Source organism: Paraburkholderia sp. GAS41, from assembly GCF_050436545.1.
Taxonomy (GTDB): domain Bacteria; phylum Pseudomonadota; class Gammaproteobacteria; order Burkholderiales; family Burkholderiaceae; genus Paraburkholderia.
The window spans coordinates 41738-62268 of sequence record NZ_JBNDMK010000026.1 but is presented as its reverse complement, the minus strand read 5'-3'; the positions used below and the strand labels follow the sequence as shown (position 1 = coordinate 62268).

The 20531-nt window shown below is 59.2% G+C and carries 21 protein-coding genes and 4 pseudogenes; 9 read left to right on the top strand and 16 right to left on the bottom strand.

All coding sequences use genetic code 11. The features are described from left to right. Positions 1 to 181 precede the first annotated feature (181 nt). The 3 genes from P3T43_RS28605 to P3T43_RS28595 form a co-directional block, all read right to left on the bottom strand. On the bottom strand, positions 182 to 847 hold the full coding sequence (locus P3T43_RS28605; RefSeq protein WP_429284354.1) for a hypothetical protein: 666 nt from the start codon (positions 845 to 847) through the stop codon (positions 182 to 184). Between the two features lie 137 nt (positions 848 to 984). Next, positions 985 to 2523 (bottom strand): MFS transporter, encoded by a 1539-nt coding sequence (locus P3T43_RS28600; protein WP_429284353.1) that lies wholly within the window; start codon positions 2521 to 2523, stop codon positions 985 to 987. Positions 2524 to 2679: 156 nt separating this feature from the next. Further along, the gene (locus P3T43_RS28595) at positions 2680 to 3390 is read right to left on the bottom strand and encodes an SDR family NAD(P)-dependent oxidoreductase (RefSeq protein WP_429284352.1); all 711 of its coding nucleotides are present in this window, start codon (positions 3388 to 3390) and stop codon (positions 2680 to 2682) included. 155 nt (positions 3391 to 3545) lie between these two features. Between P3T43_RS28595 and P3T43_RS28590 the strand changes: the two are divergent. Continuing rightward, positions 3546 to 3671 (top strand): annotated as a pseudogene (locus P3T43_RS28590) (helix-turn-helix domain-containing protein); the annotation flags it as partial. Positions 3672 to 3741: 70 nt separating this feature from the next. On the opposite strand, the gene P3T43_RS28585 reads toward P3T43_RS28590, so the two are convergent. The 3 genes from P3T43_RS28585 to P3T43_RS28575 form a co-directional block, all read right to left on the bottom strand. Then, positions 3742 to 4053, bottom strand: a complete 312-nt coding sequence (locus P3T43_RS28585; RefSeq protein WP_429284399.1) for a hypothetical protein — start codon at positions 4051 to 4053, stop codon at positions 3742 to 3744. Beyond that, the gene (locus P3T43_RS28580) at positions 4022 to 4270 is read right to left on the bottom strand and encodes a hypothetical protein (RefSeq protein WP_429284351.1); all 249 of its coding nucleotides are present in this window, start codon (positions 4268 to 4270) and stop codon (positions 4022 to 4024) included. Before P3T43_RS28580 ends, P3T43_RS28585 begins: the two co-directional genes overlap by 32 nt. Positions 4271 to 4701: 431 nt before the next feature. Next, the gene (locus tag P3T43_RS28575) at positions 4702 to 5595 is read right to left on the bottom strand and encodes a LysR substrate-binding domain-containing protein (protein ID WP_429284350.1); all 894 of its coding nucleotides are present in this window, start codon (positions 5593 to 5595) and stop codon (positions 4702 to 4704) included. A 339-nt stretch (positions 5596 to 5934) separates the two neighbouring features. Between P3T43_RS28575 and P3T43_RS28570 the strand changes: the two are divergent. Then, positions 5935 to 6596 (top strand): annotated as a pseudogene (locus P3T43_RS28570) (SDR family NAD(P)-dependent oxidoreductase). A 306-nt stretch (positions 6597 to 6902) separates the two neighbouring features. Next, on the top strand, positions 6903 to 7946 hold the full coding sequence (locus tag P3T43_RS28565; protein WP_429284349.1) for a GlxA family transcriptional regulator: 1044 nt from the start codon (positions 6903 to 6905) through the stop codon (positions 7944 to 7946). A gap of 79 nt (positions 7947 to 8025) precedes the next feature. Here the strand turns inward: P3T43_RS28565 and P3T43_RS28560 are convergent, their stop codons facing one another. Further along, positions 8026 to 8163: a PAS-domain containing protein gene (locus tag P3T43_RS28560; protein ID WP_429284398.1), complete on the bottom strand. Its 138-nt coding sequence runs from the start codon at positions 8161 to 8163 to the stop codon at positions 8026 to 8028. A 527-nt stretch (positions 8164 to 8690) separates the two neighbouring features. On the opposite strand from P3T43_RS28560, the gene P3T43_RS28555 reads away from it, so the two are divergent. Next, the gene (locus P3T43_RS28555) at positions 8691 to 8849 is read left to right on the top strand and encodes a hypothetical protein (protein ID WP_429284348.1); all 159 of its coding nucleotides are present in this window, start codon (positions 8691 to 8693) and stop codon (positions 8847 to 8849) included. Between the two features lie 242 nt (positions 8850 to 9091). Here P3T43_RS28555 and P3T43_RS28550 read toward each other — a convergent pair whose 3' ends face one another. The 3 genes from P3T43_RS28550 to P3T43_RS28540 are packed head-to-tail and all read right to left on the bottom strand — an operon-like array spanning position 9092 to position 10460. Then, the gene (locus tag P3T43_RS28550; protein WP_429284347.1) at positions 9092 to 9514 is read right to left on the bottom strand and encodes an ExbD/TolR family protein; all 423 of its coding nucleotides are present in this window, start codon (positions 9512 to 9514) and stop codon (positions 9092 to 9094) included. After that, positions 9511 to 10221, bottom strand: coding sequence for a MotA/TolQ/ExbB proton channel family protein (locus tag P3T43_RS28545; RefSeq protein WP_429284346.1), 711 nt, complete (start codon positions 10219 to 10221; stop codon positions 9511 to 9513). Before P3T43_RS28545 ends, P3T43_RS28550 begins: the two co-directional genes overlap by 4 nt. A 2-nt stretch (positions 10222 to 10223) precedes the next feature. Beyond that, positions 10224 to 10460: an energy transducer TonB gene (locus P3T43_RS28540; protein WP_429284397.1), complete on the bottom strand. Its 237-nt coding sequence runs from the start codon at positions 10458 to 10460 to the stop codon at positions 10224 to 10226. 43 nt (positions 10461 to 10503) lie between these two features. Here P3T43_RS28540 and P3T43_RS28535 point away from each other — a divergent pair, with 43 nt between their 5' ends. The 3 genes and pseudogenes from P3T43_RS28535 (at position 10504) to P3T43_RS28525 (ending at position 12587) form a co-directional block, all read left to right on the top strand. After that, positions 10504 to 10677, top strand: a complete 174-nt coding sequence (locus tag P3T43_RS28535; protein ID WP_429284404.1) for a hypothetical protein — start codon at positions 10504 to 10506, stop codon at positions 10675 to 10677. A 737-nt stretch (positions 10678 to 11414) separates the two neighbouring features. Further along, positions 11415 to 11651, top strand: a complete 237-nt coding sequence (locus P3T43_RS28530) for a hypothetical protein (RefSeq protein WP_429284345.1) — start codon at positions 11415 to 11417, stop codon at positions 11649 to 11651. A gap of 60 nt (positions 11652 to 11711) precedes the next feature. Continuing rightward, positions 11712 to 12587, top strand: a pseudogene (locus P3T43_RS28525) (TonB-dependent receptor). 243 nt (positions 12588 to 12830) lie between these two features. On the opposite strand, the gene adh reads toward P3T43_RS28525, so the two are convergent. Beyond that, the gene (adh, locus tag P3T43_RS28520; protein WP_429284344.1) at positions 12831 to 14351 is read right to left on the bottom strand and encodes an aldehyde dehydrogenase; all 1521 of its coding nucleotides are present in this window, start codon (positions 14349 to 14351) and stop codon (positions 12831 to 12833) included. 474 nt (positions 14352 to 14825) lie between these two features. Between adh and P3T43_RS28515 the strand changes: the two genes are divergently transcribed. Next, positions 14826 to 16553, top strand: a complete 1728-nt coding sequence (locus P3T43_RS28515; RefSeq protein ID WP_429284343.1) for a methanol/ethanol family PQQ-dependent dehydrogenase — start codon at positions 14826 to 14828, stop codon at positions 16551 to 16553. Positions 16554 to 16644: 91 nt separating this feature from the next. Next, a complete protein-coding gene (locus tag P3T43_RS28510) occupies positions 16645 to 17877 on the top strand; it encodes a c-type cytochrome (RefSeq protein ID WP_429284342.1) in 1233 nt (410 codons plus the stop codon). Between the two features lie 115 nt (positions 17878 to 17992). Here P3T43_RS28510 and pqqE read toward each other — a convergent pair whose 3' ends face one another. From pqqE to pqqA, 5 genes and pseudogenes are all read right to left on the bottom strand, one after another. Continuing rightward, on the bottom strand, positions 17993 to 19129 hold the full coding sequence (gene pqqE, locus P3T43_RS28505) for a pyrroloquinoline quinone biosynthesis protein PqqE (protein ID WP_429284341.1): 1137 nt from the start codon (positions 19127 to 19129) through the stop codon (positions 17993 to 17995). 1 nt (position 19130) lies between these two features. Further along, complete coding sequence (gene pqqD / locus P3T43_RS28500; RefSeq protein WP_429284340.1) at positions 19131 to 19412, bottom strand: pyrroloquinoline quinone biosynthesis peptide chaperone PqqD; 282 nt, start codon at positions 19410 to 19412, stop codon at positions 19131 to 19133. Next, complete coding sequence (gene pqqC, locus P3T43_RS28495; RefSeq protein ID WP_429284339.1) at positions 19409 to 20128, bottom strand: pyrroloquinoline-quinone synthase PqqC; 720 nt, start codon at positions 20126 to 20128, stop codon at positions 19409 to 19411. The genes pqqD and pqqC overlap by 4 nt, the downstream gene beginning before the upstream one ends. Before the next feature lie 98 nt (positions 20129 to 20226). Further along, positions 20227 to 20319, bottom strand: a pseudogene (locus tag P3T43_RS28490) (pyrroloquinoline quinone biosynthesis protein PqqB); the annotation flags it as partial. 69 nt (positions 20320 to 20388) lie between these two features. Further along, a complete protein-coding gene (gene pqqA, locus P3T43_RS28485) occupies positions 20389 to 20463 on the bottom strand; it encodes a pyrroloquinoline quinone precursor peptide PqqA (RefSeq protein WP_006410019.1) in 75 nt (24 codons plus the stop codon). Positions 20464 to 20531: the final 68 nt, after the last annotated feature.

The window sequence follows — 20531 nt, the reverse complement described above, 5'->3', positions numbered from 1 at the left end:
TCGAGATAGCCATCAATCTCAACAGTTGATTCTGAAAATCGTCCGTGATGGGTGCAGTCCTTTCCTCGACCAGGATCGTGGCGACAGGCGACTTCAATTCAGCGCGTCGTGAGCAGCAGCTCAGACTCGAGGCACCGAACTCTTATGTCCACCCGACGCAACTCGCACGCGGCCCGTACACTTATCGGATCGCAACGAACGGTATCCCGATGCTTCTGAACATTGCGTGATGACCCTTGAACCAATTTTCCTGAGCGAGCCGCATACGCCACGGGGAACGGCGAGCCTGTTCTCGTGCGGCAGCTTGAAGAGCTTCTGGGGTAGCAAGATAATGCAAGGCAAGATGCGTGGACGGCTGGGGCTCCGCTTCCACGATCCGGAACCGTCGTGCGGCGAGCCATTCGGAGCACTTGAGTAAAGTCGGAATGTGATCTGCCTCATACAGCGGCGAACTCTTCGACGCGTGCAGGATGCACAGTGAAGAATGCCGTGTAGACGAATGGGGCCTCATTCGGGAATACGTTGTGCGCGCTGAGCCTCTCCAGCAGCCGATTTCCTCACCGATGTAGCGCGTGAAGTCCGTGACATCTGCCAGTATGCGGCGAGTTGTTTCATCCAGGCTCGCTTTGCTTCGCTTGTACTTCGGCGTCACGAACACGCCCTTGTCTTCCAGATCGTAGGCCGCTAGATAAGCGGGGCTGTCTACGTTGCGATAGCGCTGCGCATGGATGAAACCCGGTGCCTGCATATGGGGTGGAACATGCTCGGTGTCGTCCCAATGGTTAAATTCGTCCTCCCAGCTCGCGCCGGCAGTCACTTCCGAAAACAGCACAGCTTTGTTAGCCATGTGGCTGCCTTTTTTAAAGTGTTGGGTTCTAGCACCAACTGAGGCGGTGACACTAATATGCCGGTCTACGGCAGCCGAGGTTGTCGGAATGGCATGATGCGTGACGGGAGTCGCTGGCCAGCGGTGGCAATGTCGGTTCAACTGGCCTTTGCCGCCGGCGCCAAACCAGCCCGGCTCCAGAACGCGATGGCGGACGACGCCAGCAAGAGCAGGGCAGAGATTGCCATTGCGCTGCGCACACCACTCATGGTGCCCACGCCCGTGCCACTGGCGACTATGGCGCCGAAGATGGCGACGCCCGTCGCGCCGCCCACCTGGCGTGCCGTGTTTAGCACGGCCGACGCGGTCCCCGCCTGGTGACGCTCGACGCTCGATAGTATGGACGTCGTCATCGCCGGCACAGCCAGTCCCATGCCGATCGGGACCAGCGCCAGGCCCGGCAGCATATCGAGGAAGGTCGCGTGGTCCGCGATGCCGAACGTGCCAAGCAGGGCGTACCCAGTGCTACCGATCAGGCTACCCACCACCATCAGCAAGCGCAGTCCGGTATGCGCGGACAAGCGCCCACCGGCAATGTTGGAAATGATAGCGGTCCCCGTCAGCGGCACAAAGGTCAGGCCGGTCTCGAACACGGAATAGCCAAGTACTTTTTGCAGGTAGAAGCTGAGCACGAAGATCACGCCGTAATAGGTGAAGTTAGCCAGTACGCCAAATATCACGGCGCCCGAAAAACGCATGCTATGGAACAGCGTCAGCGGCAGCATCGGCGCCCGCACGCGACTCTGGACCATCAGGAATGCCGCGCCGGCCACGAAGGCCAGCACAAAGCCGCCGCGTACCTCCAGGCTGGAAAAGCCCAGCGCATGAGCTTCGATCACCGCGCCAATAAAGCCGATCAGCGCGAGCACCGACAGCAGTTGGCCCGGCAGGTCGAAGTGGCGGGACGGTTCCTTGCTCGGCATGCGCGGCACGACGTAGTAGGTCAGCACGAAGCCGGCCACGCAAATCGGCACGTTAACCCAGAAGATGCTGCGCCAGCCCGCCGTCGACAATAACAAGCCTCCGATCACCGGACCGGCCGCGATCGACACACCACCAGCCGCTGTCCACCAGCCGATGGCCTTGGCAAGCATCTTTTTATCGTGGGCATAGGTGAAATTGAGGATGGCCAGCGAACTGGGCAGGAGCAGCGCCGCGCCCACGCCTTGCACCGCGCGGGCCATGTTCAGTGCCATGACAGACGGCGCCGCGGCGCAGGCGACGGACGCCAGCGTGAATAGCCCGAAACCGGTCAGAAACACGCGCTTGGAGCCGAATTTCTCGCCCATCACGCCGGCCGACAACAGAAAGGCGGCAAAGCCCAGCGTGTAGGCGTCGACCACCCACTGAAGAGCACTGACTTCAGCGCCCAACTCCGCGCCCATCCTGGGTAGCGCCACGTTGACGATGGTAACGTCCAGTTGGACGATGATGAACGCGAAGCTGCTTGCCAACAGCACCGCCAGTGACGGCTGATGCGTCGCCGGTTTTGAAGTCATATGCATATTGTTTCCTGCGGACACGCGAAGAAATGCTGGCCTGAATTCCGTCAGGGCGCCCTGCTCGCCGACGCGATGTAATCGCGTCAGCTTTTGGCACGAGTCATCCTTAGCGCGCCATATTTTGCATTCAACCATTGCTCGACCTGGGTGCTCGTCGTCACATCCCCGACCTGTTGCAGAAGGGAGATGAAACGCGCGACAAGTTAGACTCGGCTACGGGTGAATAGCGCTTGAGACGTCACGGTTCGTCCTTGCATGAAATGTCATGGCACGCCCGCGGAGTCCCGGTGCTTAGCGACCAGCGCTCTGGCCGCCGTCGACGTGCAGGATTTCTCCCGTGACGAACGGCGCCGAATCGAGGAAGAGGATTGCGTCGGCGATATCGTTCATCTCGCCGATACGCCCGAGCGGATGGAAGCCGCCGAGCATTTCGTGGGTTTCCGGCGCGTGCATCGGCGTCTTGATGACGCCTGGCGCGACAGCATTGACGCGAATGCCTTTCTTCGCGTACTCGATCGCCAGCGACTTCGTCGCCGAGTTCACACCACCCTTCGTCAAAGCTGCTAGTACCGAATAGATGCCGCTGATCGCATTGTCACCGATGCTGGCGGTCACGCTAACCACGTGGCCACTCGAACGCTTTTCCATTTCGGCGATGGCGAGTTGCGTGATGTAAAAAAAGCCCGCCATATTTACGTTCATCACAGCGGCGTAGTCTTCAGCGGTGTTTTCGGTAAAAGGCTTCCCGATGTAAATCCCGGCGTTGTTCACCAGCGTGTCGATCCGGCCGAACTTTGCGACGCCTTCGGAAATGACGCGTTGAGCGGTTGCGCGATCGCCGATATCGCCGACGACGGCCAGGATGTTCGGATCTTCCGACGGTTTGATCGAACGCGCCGTTGCAACGACGCGGTAGTCGAGTTTGCGAAATGCCTTGACGAGGTCAGCACCAATACCTTGCGATGCCCCGGTAACGACGACAACCTTTTGTGACGTGCCCATGCTTTACTCCAGAAAAACGTAGTTGTTTGGTGTGACGCGGATTGAGCCCATGGCTCTGTTTATCGCCTCATCCTTGCCCGAACGGAATAGTGATTCATTTGGCCTGAGAGCGGTAGAATGGCAGGATAACTTTTAGTTATTCGCCATGCGGATGAGTGAAAAAACTATCGACCCTCCAGCTGTTGGTATGGGTTGCCCGCACATCGAGTTTCACCAAAACGGGCCGGGAACTGGGCTTAAGCCAACCGTCGGCATCGCGGCGCATTTCTGAACTTGAGGAGGAAGTCGGCGCTGCACTATTCGTGAGAAGCATGCGGGCCGTCACGTTGACGGACGCGGGTGCCGATTACCTCACCCGCGTTGAAGTGATTCTCTCCGCCCTTGATGAAGCAGACCAAGCTGCGCGAGGAACGGCGAAACGGCGGAGCTGCGGGGCCATCTACGTGTTGCCCTGTCGACCAGTTTCGGGGTCTGCGACGTTAGCCGGTGCCAACCTGCATACCCAAGTACGAACATGGTGAGCGTGCTGAGCACAATCAGCACTTCGGGGTTCCATGCGAAGCCACATGCAGCACTCCGTGCGCTGTAGCCAATGACATTCATATTGAACAGGACCTTTCTTCCCACCCTGTCACCGATGAATCCTGCTGCAACCGAACCTATCGCTGCAGTAAGTAGCGGAAGAGACAGGAATGCGGACGTGGTCGTAGAATCCAGCCAAGCCTATCTGCTTGAGCGACGGTATAGCGAGCCCTGACATCAGGCGGTCATCGCCGTCGAAGAACATCATCAGTGCAACCACGGCCAGCATTCCAAGGTGAACTTTCGACAGCGGAATCTGCTCGAACCTTTGAGATATATCCCTTCGATTCAACTGCATAACATCGTCTCCATTCAGGACGATTAATCGGCCAAAAGTTCGCGTCGCCGTTGACACGCTTTGAAACGTAATACACGGCGGCATACATAATTTTCTCGTCAGTCGTCTCGTTGCCGTTAAATTCCTCGACGACGTGACACCAGAAACAGCGACTTCGCAATCTCAACTTTCTGCTGATTTCCCCGGAGAGCTCGCTCACTTTGGCGTTGCTGTTGATTGCGCGAATGTTCATGGTTTTCGTCCATTCTTCAGCGAGCTTCTTTATCTCCGCGCGATTCACCGTCATCGATCAGGCCGCCCAGCGCACGAAAACCGAAGGTGATGTGCTGAACGGCTCGAATACGCAAACCCAGCGATCGGCTATCGTAGAAAACTTGCTTGCAGCTCGCGAGCTGGCAAGCAAGGCTCTGGTTTGGCGGCAAAATCTATCGCTAGACCGAGATCGCTTTCAGTTCATTGACAAGATAAGCAACAAGCGCTCGAGCGCCCGGCCGGGCGGCCCGGGCAGCGGGATAAACGGCGTGGACTTCAATTGGCTTGGGCGCCCAGTCCGACAACAAAGGGATGAGCCGGCCATCGGACAGCTCGGCACGGCACGCCCAGAACCCTGTTGCCAGAATCCCCAGGCCGGCAACGGCCGCAGCCATGGTCCCTTCGTTCATGGAGATGGTAAGACGTCCCTCTCCACGGCCCACGATTTGACGTCCCCCCTTCTCAAATGTCCATCCTCGCACGTCGGCACCCGACGGGGCCATGATGAACGTATGGTCGGCCAGATCGCCCGGCTCGACCGGCGTTCCCGTCCTAGCCAGATAATCAGGGGAGGCGACCAGCATCCGGGCGCAACGCCCGAGCATCGTGGCGGTGGCATTCGAGTCCTTCAACTGTCCAAAGCGGAACGCCACATCCACGCCTTCAGCGATCAGATCCTGTCGGCCGTCCGCCATTCGCAAGTCAACGTGCAAAGCCGGATGCGCGCTCATGAACGGGCCTATCCGCGGGATAACCTCGCGAACCCCGAAACTGGTCGACATGGCAACGCGTAGATGGCCCCGCAGTTCCGCAGTTCCTCGCGCAATATGGTCTGCTTCATCAAGGGCGGAGAGAATCGTTTCAACGCGGGTGAGGTAATCGGCACCCGCGTCCGTGAGCGTGACGGCTCGCGTGCTTCTCACGAATAGCGCGGCGCCGACTTCCTCCTCAAGTTCCGAAATGCGCCGCGATGCCGACGGTTGGCTTAAGCCGAGTTCCCGGCCCGCTTTGGTGAAACTCGATGTGTACGCAACCCGTACAAATAGCTGAAGGGTCGACAGCTTGTCATTCATTTGAAGGGGGAATAACTGAAAGTTATGTAGCCATTCTACCGCCATCGCGGCAAATGAATCACTATTCGGTTCAAGAAGGCATGAGGCGGTAGGCCTGACTGGATTTAGAAATTGATTCTCGGAAACCATAGCAAGCGCAAGGCTGATTTTGGTGCCAGGTCGCTCTCACGGACAGCACAGGAAATCCCCCGCGCAGTGTCGGCCAGACCATCGCGACATGTCACTACGCAAAGCGGTATGACAATTCTTTCAGCTGATTTGCCGTTCCTTCGCGTACGCAAGACTTTTTGTCCGGCACGTGTATTCGAAAGCTGGCGCAATGCGCCCACATCGACGTCGATAGGAGCCGACGTCGTCAAGGCATCTCGCAAGCTCGACTACCGCCTCGTGGCGACGGCACGGTCGATCAAGCCGTCGGACGATCCGAATATCCTGACTGTCGCCGACGACATCGGCGATCCAGAAACCGCGCAACGCGTGATTTCTGAAGGCGTCGCGAAGTTCGGCCGGTTCTACGCCGGTGAACAACACCGGCATTTGCATTGGCAATGCCTTTCACGGAAAACACCAAGAAAGACTACGCCACTGTAATGAACGCGAATATGGCTAGTTTATTTAACATCACGCCACTCGCCGTTGCCGAAATGGACAAGCGTTCGAGCGGCCATGTGGTTAGCGTGACCACCACCATCGTGGACGCTGCGATCAGTGGCATCTATTCGGTACTGGCGACCCTGACAAAGGGTAGCCTGAACGCTGCCACGAAGTCGCTGGCAATTGAGTACGCGAAGAAAGGTATTCGCGTGAATGCGGTAACGCCTCGGATCATCAAAACGCGAATGAACCTGCCGGAAGCCCATGAAATGCTTGGTGCCTTCCATCCGATGAGCCGCATGGGGGAGATGAGAGACATCGCCAACGCTATTCTGTTGCTTGATTTGGCGCCGTTCGTCACGCGAGAGATCCTGCATGTCGGCGGCGGTCAGAGTGCAGGTCGTTGAGTGAGGCTTGCGAGACACCCTTTGCAGTTGGCCCGTCGGCGACCAGGTCAGCTGGCAATATTCGCGACCGCCATCTGGATGATCGCGAGGCGCTCAAAGTGAAGAAACAGTCATGCATCTGGCTTCTTCGAACCTGAAATTGACGACGTCAGACTTCGATACTTTATATACCTGACCCTGCAGATATATCTGCACCGGGTATTGCACATCTACAGAAACCCAAAGGAGTGGAAGATTGCAACACGATTCAATTCGACGAAGTGACGCCATGTCAGTGAATCTCAATATCGAAAAGAAGTCCAGAGTATGAAGTTGGCCATCGTTGTGTTCGACGGGGTACTGGCGCTAGACGTTGCGGGACCGATGGATGTTTTCGCCGAGGCGAACAATTTCCTTGACCGGGATCAACAATACGAAATCACCCTTGTTGGCATGCGTTCAGGAAGCGTTCGGTGCTCCAACGGCCTGGAACTCAACGTCGGCAGCGACTACTTGCATTGCAGCGAGCAACCTGACCTGCTCCTCGTTGCAGGCGGCCCAAAGCTCCCCGATCTACGCCCCGCGCCCAGTTTTTCGCAATGGCTCCACGAGAAGGCGACGGGTTGCCAGCGTTTCGGCTCGGTTTGCAATGGTGCTTTCATCCTGGGTCATGCGGGATTACTGGATGACAAAAAGGTGACAGCCCACTGGCATGATGTCGATCGTCTAGCTGATCAGTTTCCACGGGCTTGCGTCCAGCCAGATAAGGTTTTCGTTCGCGACGGTGCTCTGTTCACGTCTGCAGGCGTCACAGCCGGTGTCGACCTCTGTCTTGCGTTAGTGGCGGAGGACTGGGGCCACGAGATGGCGCGAAGCATTGCAAAGCAGCTTGTCCTGTACATCCGTCGTGAGGGGGGGCAGTCGCAATGCAGCCCCTATCTGGCAGTTGCCCCGAAGGAAAAGACCGTCGTCGCGAGGGTACTGCGCTATGTCACTGACCATATCAGTGAGCAGTTCTCCATTGAACAGTTGGCTGACGCCGTGGCGGTAAGTCGGCGAACTTTCTCTCGTATCTTCGCAAAAAACGCATGTGTGACGCCGTCGGCTTTCGTGGAGCAAATGCGGGTTGATTTTTCGCGCAAGGTGCTGGAGGAGACTGACCTACCGTTAAAAACAGTGGCGTTTCGATGTGGATTCCGTAGTGGCAATCACATGCGGGAGATTTTTAAGAGGCGGCTTGATATAACCCCGCAGGAATACCGTCAGCGCGTTCGGTCGAGCAGGCTTGCAGAGCCACCACGAGACGAGTCGTATGATTCATCGCCATCTGCTCGTGCGCGCAACGTCCTCATCGCCCCTGGGTCTCATTGAATAGGACCGCAATAGTGTCCGATCGGGCAGCGATCGAGCAAAAGCGCTAACGCGGGCAGCTGTCGTTGCTCTTCCCGAACTATAGGTGGTCAATGAGCGTAGATAGCGGGACATTAGGCTGAAGCATCTCGACAGGGGCGCCGAAAAGCTCTGCGGTTCGGCGATTGGCAATGGTCACCGTCGCGGCGCTGTCGATGGTGCACAGCCCGTGTGGCATATAGGCCAACGCCGCATCGAATTGGGCCGCAAGTTCTGCGTGCCTTTGTTCGGCTGTCATCAGGGCAACAACGCATCGCATAGTGGCGCCTGACCACCGACGTCATCGCGGCAACATACAGGCAAAGCGGTGGCACCAGAATCCACATTGCGCTACGGGACGCGAGCAGCCCGCCCAGCCCAATAGGAATCGCCCCCAGACAAATCTGCGCGATCGCCAGGCGGGACAAGGCCGCATTTCTTGACGCTATTCCGCCTAGAATCCCAGCCGTCACCATGACGGCGAGCGCCGTCAGTTCGCCGTCATGGGACAGGATGCAGCCCATCGTACCGAGGCCAAACAGCAGGCAGGCCAGTAGCGATGGCGGCACGTATCGGACAGCCCATGGACCTGGGTGAACCGCATCCGTGCGGCTCCGCACGATGTAAGCACGAGCAATCCCGAGCCGTGTTAGCAGGAGGCCAATATCCGTCACGAGCCATAGCGCGGCCCACGCCTGATGCAGACGGATCACGGCTACGAGCGCAATGAAACTGCTTGCGCCTCCCGACATGACGAGCGGCCGTATGTTTTCAACCAGTGTCGACAGCAGTGATGAACGAACGGCGACCGTGACGTCGCCGTTGTTCGGTGCCGGCGTCGCAAGAATCGAATCGAGAATGAATGTCTTGCCGGGCATGATATGACCGCATCTGAAATTTTTTGCCAGGCCGCGTCGCGTGACGACTGCTCCCTGTGTTTGGGGAGAAAGCAGTGTTTTACCGGGCGCTCAATGCCATTTTTTTTGTTAGAGAGCGTTGAACCGAGGAGCGCCCGCTTTAGCCGGCTCGTCTCCCGTTTTCGCGTTGACTATAAACACCTGGTGGGCAACTCCGTTGATCCAAGTCAAAGGCATAAAAAGGGACATGAAGCGCAGGATCGCGCTACGTCAATTCCGTGACACTACGTTCGCCGTTACGACTGCGACGTGCGCGATGCCTGCATGGCCGATCATGGCGAGCAGATTCGCGACAGCACCGAATGGTTGGCTTTGATCGGAACGCAGATTCACCACGGTCCGGTCATCCCTCGCCGCAATGCGCCTGAGCGTGGGCTCCAGCTGGTCCGCGGCGATGTCGCGGCCGTCGATCCTGAGCTTGCCGTGTGCGTCGAGGCTGACTGTCACTGCGTGATCTCGCACTTCGGGCGCGCTGGCTGCAACCTTTGGCAGAACGATATGCAGCGTTCTGGTCAACATCGGAGCCATGACCAGCAGAATCACGACGAGGACCAGCATGACGTCGACAAGAGGCGTGATGTTGATTTCAGCGAGCGGTTGGTCCGTGTCTTTTGCGTTCGAACGGGAAATCATGTGAGTACCTCCGCCCGATGAGCGCCTGCCACCGCGCGAAAACCGTTGCGTTGTGCAACGTTGACGAGATCCGCAGCGTAGTCCTCGAGATCGGCAATCGAGATGTGAACGCGGCGCACAAAGAGGTTATAGGCCAGTGCTGCGGGGATGGCGACGGCGATCCCGATTCCCGTCGCAGTCAGTGCTTGCCCGACCGGGCCGGCGACCCCTTCGATCCCGCTCGCGCTGCCCACAGCGACTGCGTGCAGTGCATGGATAATGCCGAACACAGTGCCGAACAGGCCGATAAACGGCGCGCTACTGGCAATCGATGCAAGCAGCGTCAAGCCGCGCTCAAGTGCGCGCCTTTCTCTCTGGATCTGCTGGTTCAGGAAGCGATCGAGCAGTTCGTGGCGGTCCCAGGCCACGAATTCCGCATTGGCCACTGCCGTCTCCGCTGGGGCGGTGCGCGACCATGCGGCGAAGCCGGCGCGCGCCACGCGCGCCTTCGGACACTCCGAAGCGTGTGACGGGCTGCCTGGTATGCCCGACGGATCGCGCTCGGCGGCACTCCAGAAAAGCGCTGTGAAGCGCCGGTTCTCCGAAGCAAGATGCCAGTACGCGCAGCCTTTGTATAAAATCAGCCACCAGGTCAGTAACGAACAGGCTGCGAGCAAGCAAAGCGAAGCGTCGACAATGAGCTGAGTGGCGAAGTCAGAGATGTTCATAGTCAGGTTCCAAGTTTGAATTCGATGGGTACCTGGACCCATCCATCGACCGGCTGAGCGCCACGGCGAGCCGGCGCAAAGCGCCAGTTGGTGACGGCTTCGAGTGCGGCGTCATCGAGCGACTCGTGGCCGCTCGACGACGCGAGTCCGACGTGGTCTGGCCGGCCGCTAGCCAGCACGTGAACCTTAAGCATGACGGTGCCTTGCCAGCCGCGTTGTTGAGCCACCCCGGGGTAGATCGGCGCAGGATTGCGCAGGTAAGCAGCGCCGAAGCTGGGTTCAGTGAGCGGCTCGGACGTCGGTTGGGACTCCGGTGATGTCGAGGTCGATGTATTGCGTGGTTCGGGACCGGCGTCTGTGGCTATCGGTGGTGGAGTCGTAGCGGCGGGCGCAGGCCGCGACTTCAATGGGTTGCTCGGCGCGATCTTCGCGAGCGGTTTCGATGGCGCAGCCTGAGTAGTGTTTCTCGGGGTAGCCATGTCTCTTGCGCGGAGTGTCAAGGTCGAAGGCGGTGACACGCGTGATGTCATAGCCGACGGCAGGTGGGCGGCACGGTTTGCGGATAGCGTTGAAATCGCAGCCGGTGGCGGCGCGGCAGCCCCAACGTCGAATTGCAGGTCGAGCACATGCGGCGCCGTGTATTCCTGCTTTTCCACCGACATACGCCAAACCTGGAGCGCCACCGTGCAATGGACGGCAAGCACGACTAGCGCAACGGCATGCGCGCGCGCTCCCCGGAGGTCGTTGAAAGCGCCCGTGGTGTACGGCGGCAGTCGGCACGCTGCAATGCGCGCCGGCGGGTTTGCCGCCGCGCATTGCAGGCTACGCGGCCTGCGTCGCGCCGCGTTTGCACCTTTCAGCGCTGAAGTAATCATGCGTGCCACCCCCAGATTCTGATTGCCATTCGGATCGCAACATGCGTGCCGGTCGTGAGGACGCGCGTGCGCCGTTTGTTTAGATCGGGCGCGCTCCGAGGGTCTGTCTTAGGTGCCCCCGTTTGGAGCACTGCCTGTACCAAATCGACACAGGGGTCACGTGAGCGAAGACAAACGCGGTACAGCGTTCGACATGGCATCGCATTGCGTCGATGTCCGGCATCGATGTTGCTTTGAAGTGGGTACATCGGAAACCGCAATCAAAGAACACACCGCGTACGGCCATGAAGCCGATGCGCGTCACGACGGAGGAGACACATGAAGTCGCATCGCGACGGTTGGCGGCGCACGCGCATCGCCGCCGCCATAGCGGGCATGCTTGCTATGGCCCACGGTACTTGCGCAGTGGCACCTGCGCAAAACTCGCACTCTGTGATCTCCCAGGACAGTTATGGATTTGCACTGCAATTGAGCGTTACCGGCAAAGTCGCGGGGATGGAGAACCAGTTGACGGCCGGTCTCAGCGGCGATTTTGCGAACACCGGCTTCGCCTAGTACACGCAGAATGCTCAGTTTGCCTCAGATCGCCAGACAGTCGGGACCAGCGGCTTCAATCTGGAAACCGATGCATCGACCCGTAACAGCAATCTCGGTGTGTTCGTCACCGACACGCTTTCGTTAACTCGCACGATTGCGCTGACGGCCTCCGCGCGCTACAACCACGCTAGCGTCGACATCGAGGATCGCAGCGGCATGCAGCCGTTGTTGAATGGCTCGCACAGTTTTTCGCGGATCAATCCTGCGCTAGGCATCACCTATAACCCGGTGCCCTGATTGACCGCTTATGCTAACTACAGCGAGGGCACGCGTACGCCGACCGCTATCGAGCTGGCCTGCGCCGACCCGGCTGCGCCCTGTTCGCTGCCGAACGATTTTATTGCCGACCCTGCTTTAAAGCCAGTCGTATCGCGCGCGTTTGAGACGGGCGCCCGCGGAACGCTATCGTCGGCAATTCACTGGAGCGCGGCATTGTTCCGCACCGATCTTCACGATGACATTGTGTTTGTCAGCAGTAATGGGGCAGCGACCTCGACCGGATACTTCCAGAACGTCGGCACTACAAGACGGCAAGGATTCGAAATCAACGCACGTACGCAGACAGGTCCGCTTACTGTGAACGCAGGCTATACCTATCTGCGCGCAACCTGTCAAAGCAGCTTTGTCGAGCAAAGCGCGAGCCACTCGAGCGCTACCGCCCAAGGCAACATTACGATGCACCCGGGCGACCGTATTCCTGGCATTCCGGAAAACACACTGAAGTTGCGTCTGGATTATGCGGCTACCGCGAAATGGAGTGTAGGAGCAAACATACTCTATCGCAGCTCGATATTCGCCCGTGGTGACGAGAACAATCAGGACAGTAATGGGCGTATCGCGGGCTATGCGATCGTCGATCTAGATACGACCTATTGCAGCTATTCGCGCATGTGAACAATCTGTTCGACAACGCTACGCCGACTTCGGCATCCTCGGGCAGAATTTTTTCAATGGCCCCGGCCATTCGTTCTCGCCCGATCCGGTGACTAACGAACAGTTTCTCGGTGTGGGTGCGCCGCGTGGCGTATGGGTTGGATTGCGCTATGCGTGGAAGTAAAGCGGAGACGCGCGCTGCGGCGTATATAAGCCGCTTGTCCGGAGCGGGTCCCACACCGCTCCAGATCCGTACGTAGCGGGTTAGAAGAAACCCAGCGGCTGCTCGCTATAGCTGACGAGCAGATTCTTGGTTTGCTGATAGTGGTCGAGCATCATCTTGTGGGTTTCGCGACCAATACCGGACTGCTTGTAGCCACCGAATGCCGCATGCGCTGGATAGGCGTGATAGCAATTCGTCCATACGCGGCCTGCCTGGATTTCCCGGCCGAAGCGATAGGCACGTGTCCCGTCGCGAGTCCATACACCGGCGCCCAGACCGTACAGTGTATCGTTGGCAATTTCGAGCGCTTCCTCTTCGTTCTTGAATGTCGTCACTGACACCACCGGACCGAAGATTTCTTCCTGGAAGATACGCATTTTGTTGTGGCCACGGAAAACAGTTGGCTTCACGTAGTAGCCTTTGCTCAGTTCGCCGCCGAGCGTATTGCGTTCACCGCCGATCAGACACTCAGCGCCTTCCTGCTTGCCGAGATCGACGTACGAAAGGATTTTTTCGAGCTGTTCCGCCGAAGCCTGGGCGCCGATCATTGTCTTCGTGTCGAGCGGATGCCCCTGCCTGATTGCGGCGACGCGCTTCAGGGCACGCTCCATGAAGCGGTCGTAGATTTTCTCGTCGATCAGTACACGCGATGGGCACGTGCACACTTCACCCTGATTTAACGCAAACATCGCGAAACCTTCGAGCGCTTTGTCGAAGTAGCCGTCGTCGCGATCCATCACATCGGCGAAGAAAATGTTCGGGCTCTTGCCACCGAGTTCGAGCGTCACGGGAATGATGTTCTGGCTCGCGTACTGCATGATCAGACGGCCCGTGGATGTCTCACCCGTGAAGGCAATCTTCGCGATGCGCTTGCTCGACGCGAGCGGCTTGCCGGCTTCGAGGCCAAAACCGTTGACTACGTTCAGCACACCTGGCGGCAGCAGGTCCTGGATCAGTTCCATCAACACCAGGATCGACGCAGGTGTTTGCTCGGCTGGTTTGAGCACGATGCAGTTTCCCGCGGCCAGCGCGGGCGCGATCTTCCACACCGCCATCAGAATCGGGAAGTTCCACGGAATGATCTGGCCGACCACACCGAGCGGCTCGTGGAAATGATAAGCCACGGTATCGGCATCGATCTCGGAGAGTGTCCCTTCCTGTGAGCGAATGCAACCGGCGAAATAGCGGAAGTGGTCGATCGCGAGCGGGATGTCGGCGGCGAGCGTTTCGCGGATCGGCTTGCCATTGTCGATCGATTCGGCGAACGCGATGCGCGAGAGGTTCTGCTCCATGCGGTCTGCAATACGGTTCAGGATCGTCGCGCGCACGGCTGGCGCCGTATCGGCCCAGGCTTTGCGGGCGCGATGGGCGGCGTCGAGGGCAAGTTCGATATCTTCTTCTGTCGAGCGTGGGATCGACGTGAAGGCTTCGCCGGTGATGGGCGATACATTGTCGAAGTATTCGCCGTGTACCGGCGGAATCCATTGGCCGCCAATGAAATTGGCGTACTGCCGCGCGTACGGAAATTCGACGTCGAGAAACTGCATATCTGCGTGGTTCATGCCTGACTCCTCCAATGATTGTGTGACTGGTGTCGATGGAGACCGCCCGCGTTGGCTCGACGTATCTGCCGTGCTGACACCCTTCATCGTGTGGGGCATTCAGCGAGAAGCGTGCCATTCGGTCCTGTTTGCGTCGCGGCAGGCGTCAGGCGAACTCAGATGCCGACCACCACGCACGACGCATACGTCGCCGCGAGTGGATCGCCTCCACGTGCCGCTTGCTACGTCCGTGTGGCAACTGTCATTTTTAGCAACACTTCCTCGCTCGACTGCGCCAGCGTGCAACACCGGTTGTCACTCCGCGATGACCGCGCAATCGCATAGCAGCGCCCGTCCTTATGATCCGCGACGGCTCGCGGCAACACCACTGCCAATGGCACGCGACTTGCCTTGAATGGTCAGCAGCCAGTCTGCATTCACTAGACGATGGCGCCGCCGCACGGCCTCGCGTCGACAACTCAATAGGAGACAAGGATGAAAGCACGTTTAACTTCGGCGACGCGGCCTAAGGCGCTTGTGATGGGTGTGGCCGCCGCCGTCAGTCTGATACTGGGGTCGGTCGCAGTAGCCGACGACTATCCCGCCGTCACCTACGAACGTTTGACGGATGCACAGAGCGACCCCGGTTGGCTTACGTATTACCGCACCTATAACGGTCAGGCGCATTCACCGCTCAAGCAGATCGACGCTGCTAACGTCAAGAACCTCAAACAGGTGTGGAGCTACAAGTTTCCGGCGGATCTGCAGCAGGGTTTCGAAGCGACTCCGATTGTAAATGGCCGCTACCTGTTCGTCACCACGCCGAAGGACAACGTGTATGCATTCGACGCCGCAACCGGCAAGCAACTCTGGAAATTCGAACCCAAGCTCGGCGCTGAATCATTCAAGACGGCGTGTTGTGACGTGATTAACCGCGGCGTAGCGTTGTACGGCAAGAACGTTTACGTTGCGATGCTGAGCGGCGACGTCGTCGCGCTCGACGCAAAGACAGGTGCGCTTGTCTGGCGCAAGCAGATGTTCGAGCCGGGGTTGGGTTACGCGTTCTCGCTTGCGCCTCTCGCGCTCGACGGTGCGTTGGTGGTGGGCAGTGCGGGCGGAGAGTACGGCGCGCGCGGCTTCATCGCTGCATTGAATCCCGACGATGGCAACGTGATCTGGAAGCGCTTTACGGTACCCGCGGCTGGCGAGAAGGGAGGCGATTCATGGCCGAACGGCATGCAGGAACATGGCGGTGCGCCGGCCTGGCTGACGGGCACCTATGACGCCGCATCGAAAACGCTTTACTGGGGCGTTGGCAACCCAGGGCCGTGGCTTGCCGATCTGCGGCCAGGAGACAACCTGTATTCCGACTCGCTGCTCGCACTCGACCCCAAGACCGGCAATCTCAAATGGCATTACCAGTACACGAAACATGACACATGGGACTACGACGGCGTCAATACGCCGGTGCTTGCCACGATCAAGTACCAGGACAAAGATTACGACGCCATTATCCATGCGGACCGTAACGGCTTTTTCCACGCGATTGATCGCACGAACGGCAAGCTGATCTACGCGAAACCCTTTGTCACTGCATCGTCGGTCACCGGCTATACGGCGGATGGCTCGCCGATCCAGGATGCGTCGAAATATCCGAAGGCCGGCACGACGATCGAAACCTGTCCGAGTTTCCTCGGGGGCAAGAACTGGTGGTCGGTTTCATACGACCCGGACAAGCATCTCGCGATCGTTCCTGCTTTGCACGCGTGCATGTCGCTCTCCGGCAAATCGGTGAACTACATGGAGGGCCTGCCGTACCTTGGCGAAGGGTTCGAGATCAAACCGGAGCCGGGCAGCAAGGGTTATGGAGAGCTCCAGGCGATCGACGTCAACACCGGCAAGAAAGTCTGGAGTCACTGGAGCAAACTGCCGTGGAATGGTGGCGTAGCGACCACTGCGGGTGGCCTCGCCTTTAGCGGTTCGCTCGACGGCCACCTGTATGCATTCGATGAGGCGACCGGCAAAGTGTTGTGGCAGAGCCCGAAACTGGCCAGCGGGATCGTTGCTCAACCGTCGGTATTCGAAGTCGACGGCCAGGAGTATGTCGCCATTCTTGCCGGTTACGGCGGTGCTAACCCGATTTGGGGTGGGCCGATGGCGAAAGCTGCGGAGAAGGTCCCACGCGGCGGCACGCTGTATGTGTTTGCGCTCAACCACGCCTGATGTTCACCAGGCTGCCACGACGGTTTGCCCAGCGTGACATTTGCGCAGGCCGTCCAGCCGCGGTGGCCTGGTCTTTCCCGGAAGCAGGATTATGAAAACTCGACTCAATTCGTTCGCTCTCGCCGGTATGCTGCTGGCTACGGGCACAATCACGCCAGGTCTCGCTAACGCGGGTGTGCGCGTTTGCACGTTTCCCGGCAGTCCATCGACGGTGCTTGACGAGGCCGTGACGCGCGAAGCCTTTCACACGGCGGGCATTGCATTGTCGCGCGCACCCGGGGGATTCGGCGGGAGTGACGACGACGGCGTATCGCTGAAAGAACTCAACAAGGCGCTTGCGCGTAAATGCGACGTCATCGCCGGCTTTCCGCGCTCGAGCGTCGCCGACGGGTCCGGCAGCAAGCTGACTTTCTCGCGCGGCTATCTGCACTCCGGCTACGTGAGCGTCACCACCGGCGAATCGTCAACGCCGTCCAGCGGCGAGGAGGTCGTCGCGGCAACCTATGCGACCCCCGCGCAGCTTATCGCCGTGCAACAACCTAACGTCAGGCTCGATCTGGAGAACACGGCGGCACTCACTGTCGATGCCCTGGCAAGTGGACACGCGCAACGTGCAATCGTCTGGTATCCGGCTGTGGTGGCATATACGATCAAGCATCCGCAGCAGCACTTCCGGATTACCAGTACGGTTTCACCGTATGAGGACTGGCATCTGGTATTCGCATTTGGCAAGAACGGCGCGGCGTTGCAACCGCGCATCGACGCAGCGCTGGAGAAGATGGCGTCGAACGGCAGGCTTGCGGCGTTGACCCGCAACTGGACACTACCCGGGGCGGCTCAGGCAGCCCGTTCGCCCGCCGCCGAATTTGCCTATCGAGACGGCCCCGGCCGCAGCGATACGATGCGGCGAATGATGCTGGCCGGCAGTCGCGGGTCGCAGCAGGGCCGCCTCATCAAGGTCGATGCAAGCGCAGCGGGCGACGCCCCTGGCTTTGACCGCACGCAGGTGGCGCATGGCAAAACCCTGTACTCGAGTGCGTGCGCCAAGTGCCACGGTCCCGGCCTGCAAGGTTTGAATGCACCTGCGTTGCGCGGTCCTGCCTTTGCACCGGCGGCAAACGCGAAACTGACCATCGGCGGGGTGTACGGATACATGACAAACAATATGCCGGCGGACCGCCCCGGCAAGATGAAACCGCAAGACTACGCTGACATTATGGCGTTCCTGCTGTATTCGAACGGCTATAGCGCCGGCGCCACGAAGCTGACGGACGACAACGCCAAGGCGTCGAAGACGCCGCTCAACGCGGGTACTTCGCAATAATCTCGACAGCTTCAACGGTCTTGATTGGCGCGATAAAAATAGCCCGGTGATTCTCCGTCATTCACGGGAATCACCGGGCTTTCTCGAAGCCTCAAAGCCGCAACATCCTGCGAAATCATCCCAGGCGCAACGAGTTATCCCTGCTGCGGAAAATCAGCGGCTGGACGTGGTCGTCAGGTGCCGGCCGCCGCGCCAGCATCACCACCTGCTCGATTTGCCCATGATGCGCTGACTTCGTGCACACCGGGTCCGTAGCCGCGGCGTCTCCGGTCAGCAGATATGCCTGGCAGCGGCAGCCGCCATGATCGGTTTCGCGCTCGTCGCAGCTCCTGCACGGCTCGCGCATCCAGTCACTACCACGAAACGCATTGAACGCATGACTGTGGTGCCAGATATCCGCCAACGAAGCGTCCTGCACGCGAGGCAGATCCAGACCCGGTAGCGCGCGTGCCGCATGGCATGGCAGCGCGGTGCCGTCCGGTGCGATGCCGAGAAACACTGAACCCCACCCGTTCATGCAGGCCTTCGGCCGGACCTCGAAATAATCGGGGACCACGAACAGAATCCTGCAACGATCGCCGACGCGTTCACGGTACTGATTGACTGTCGCCTCGGCCTCCCGCAATTGTTCGCTGGTCGGCATCAACTGGTCGCGATTGAGCATCGCCCAACCGTAGTACTGTGTGTTCGCCAGTTCGAGATAGTCGGCGCCCATCTCGAGCGCCATGTCGATGATCTGCCCGACATGCGGCAGGTTATAGCGATGCAGCACGCAATTGAGCACCATCGGATAGCCGTGCGCCTTGATCAGGCGAGCTACGCGATGTTTCAACTCGAAGGTCTTCGTACTGGACACGAAATCGTTCAGCTCACGCGTCGAGTCCTGGAAGGAGAGCTGGATATGGTCCAGCCCGGCCTCTTTCAGACGGGCGATGCGTGTCTCGTCGAGCCCGACACCTGAGGTAATCAGATTGGTATAGAAGCCCAAGCCACGCGCGTGCTCGACCAGCGTTTCGAGATCGTCACGCACCAGTGGCTCACCGCCGGAGAAGCCAATCTGCGCTGCGCCCATGCGGCGCGCCTGCGTGATCACATCTCGCCAGGTGTCGGTATCGAGCTCTGCACCGTGACTGGCGAAGTCGACGGGGTTGTAGCAGAACGCGCAGTGCAACGGACAGCGGTAAGTGAGTTCAGCTAGTAACCACAATGGCGGGGAAGGGCGAGTACCTGGAAAGTCGATCGTCGTATCCATGTCAATCCAGCCAGCCGCGTTGCCGCGCATGGTCGATAAAGCGGTATACATCGGCGGCAAGATCTGACGCGCTGAACAGGTCTTCCAGTTCGTCGATGATGTCGTCCAGTTCCCGGGTTCCATCGCAGCGCGCGAGAATTTCGCCTGCACTCGGATTGAGCTTGACCATGCCTTCCGGATACAGCAATACGTAGGCATCCTGCGCATCTTCCCATTGCAGGCGAAACATCGCGCGCAGATGCGGCCTCAGGTTGGCGTAGTGATCAGGGTGTGGGGCGTTCATACCGGGTACGCCTTTTCGATGGCATCGAGCATCGACCAGAGAATGTCTAGCTTGAAGCGCAGGATGTTGAGGGCACGCCGTTGGGCGTCGGGGGTCTTGAAGTGACTGAGCGTGACGTCGAGCCCGTGCTCGACATCGCGCTGGGCAAGCGGAATACGGCTGCGGAAGTACTGCAATCCCTGCGCGTCGATCCATGGATACAGGTCGGGCCAGCCGGCCAGACGTTCCCGGTGAATCTGCGGCGCGAACATCTCCGTGAGCGAAGAGCAGACCGCCTCCTGCCACGGCGCCCGGCGGGCGAAATTGACATAGGCGTCCACTGCGAAGCGCACACCGGGCTGCACGTGCTCAAGCGACCACAATGCCTTGCGCTCGATGCCGACCGCGTCGGCGAGATGCGCCCATGCTTCAATACCGCCGGGGTTGTCGCCGTAGCCGTCGTGGTCGTGCAGCCGCTCGATCCAGAGGCGGCGCGTCTGCCGGTCCTCGCAATTGGACAGAATCGCGGCATCTTTCAGGGGGATGTTGATCTGGTAATAGAAGCGGTTGGCAACCCAGCCGCGAATCTGCTCAGGCGAACACTGGCCGCTGTTCATCCGTAGATTGAACGGATGATGAATATGATAGTGCGCGCCGAGTGCGCGTAGACGCGCTTCGAATTCGTTCGGCGACCAGGGGGAGGCGTGGGTAACAGCGGTAGGCAGCGGGGCGTTCATGGCTATACCTGGAATTGCATTCCGTCGCGTGCCACTTCGATACCGCGTGCGCGTATCACGGCATGCTCGGGGGAATGTGGGTCGAGAATCGGATTGCCAGTCTGGTAACGGGCCCGGTTACAGTTCATACAGTTGCAGTTCCATTGCGGCAGTCCGCCGCCTGCACCCGAACCTGGAATTTTGATCTTCATGAGCCATGCTCCGGGCGCCGCCGCGCACACTGACATGCTGCGATGGGCGGGCGGCGCTTCATCGTTGCTTCAGCGATTGGCGATGTACATCGTGATTTCAAAGCCGAAGCGCAGATCGGTATAGGCGGGGGTGGTCCATTGCATGGTTGTCTCCTGGGATACGACATGTGATTGAGAAACCGCATTGAGGAAGCGGTCATATTGATCAAATG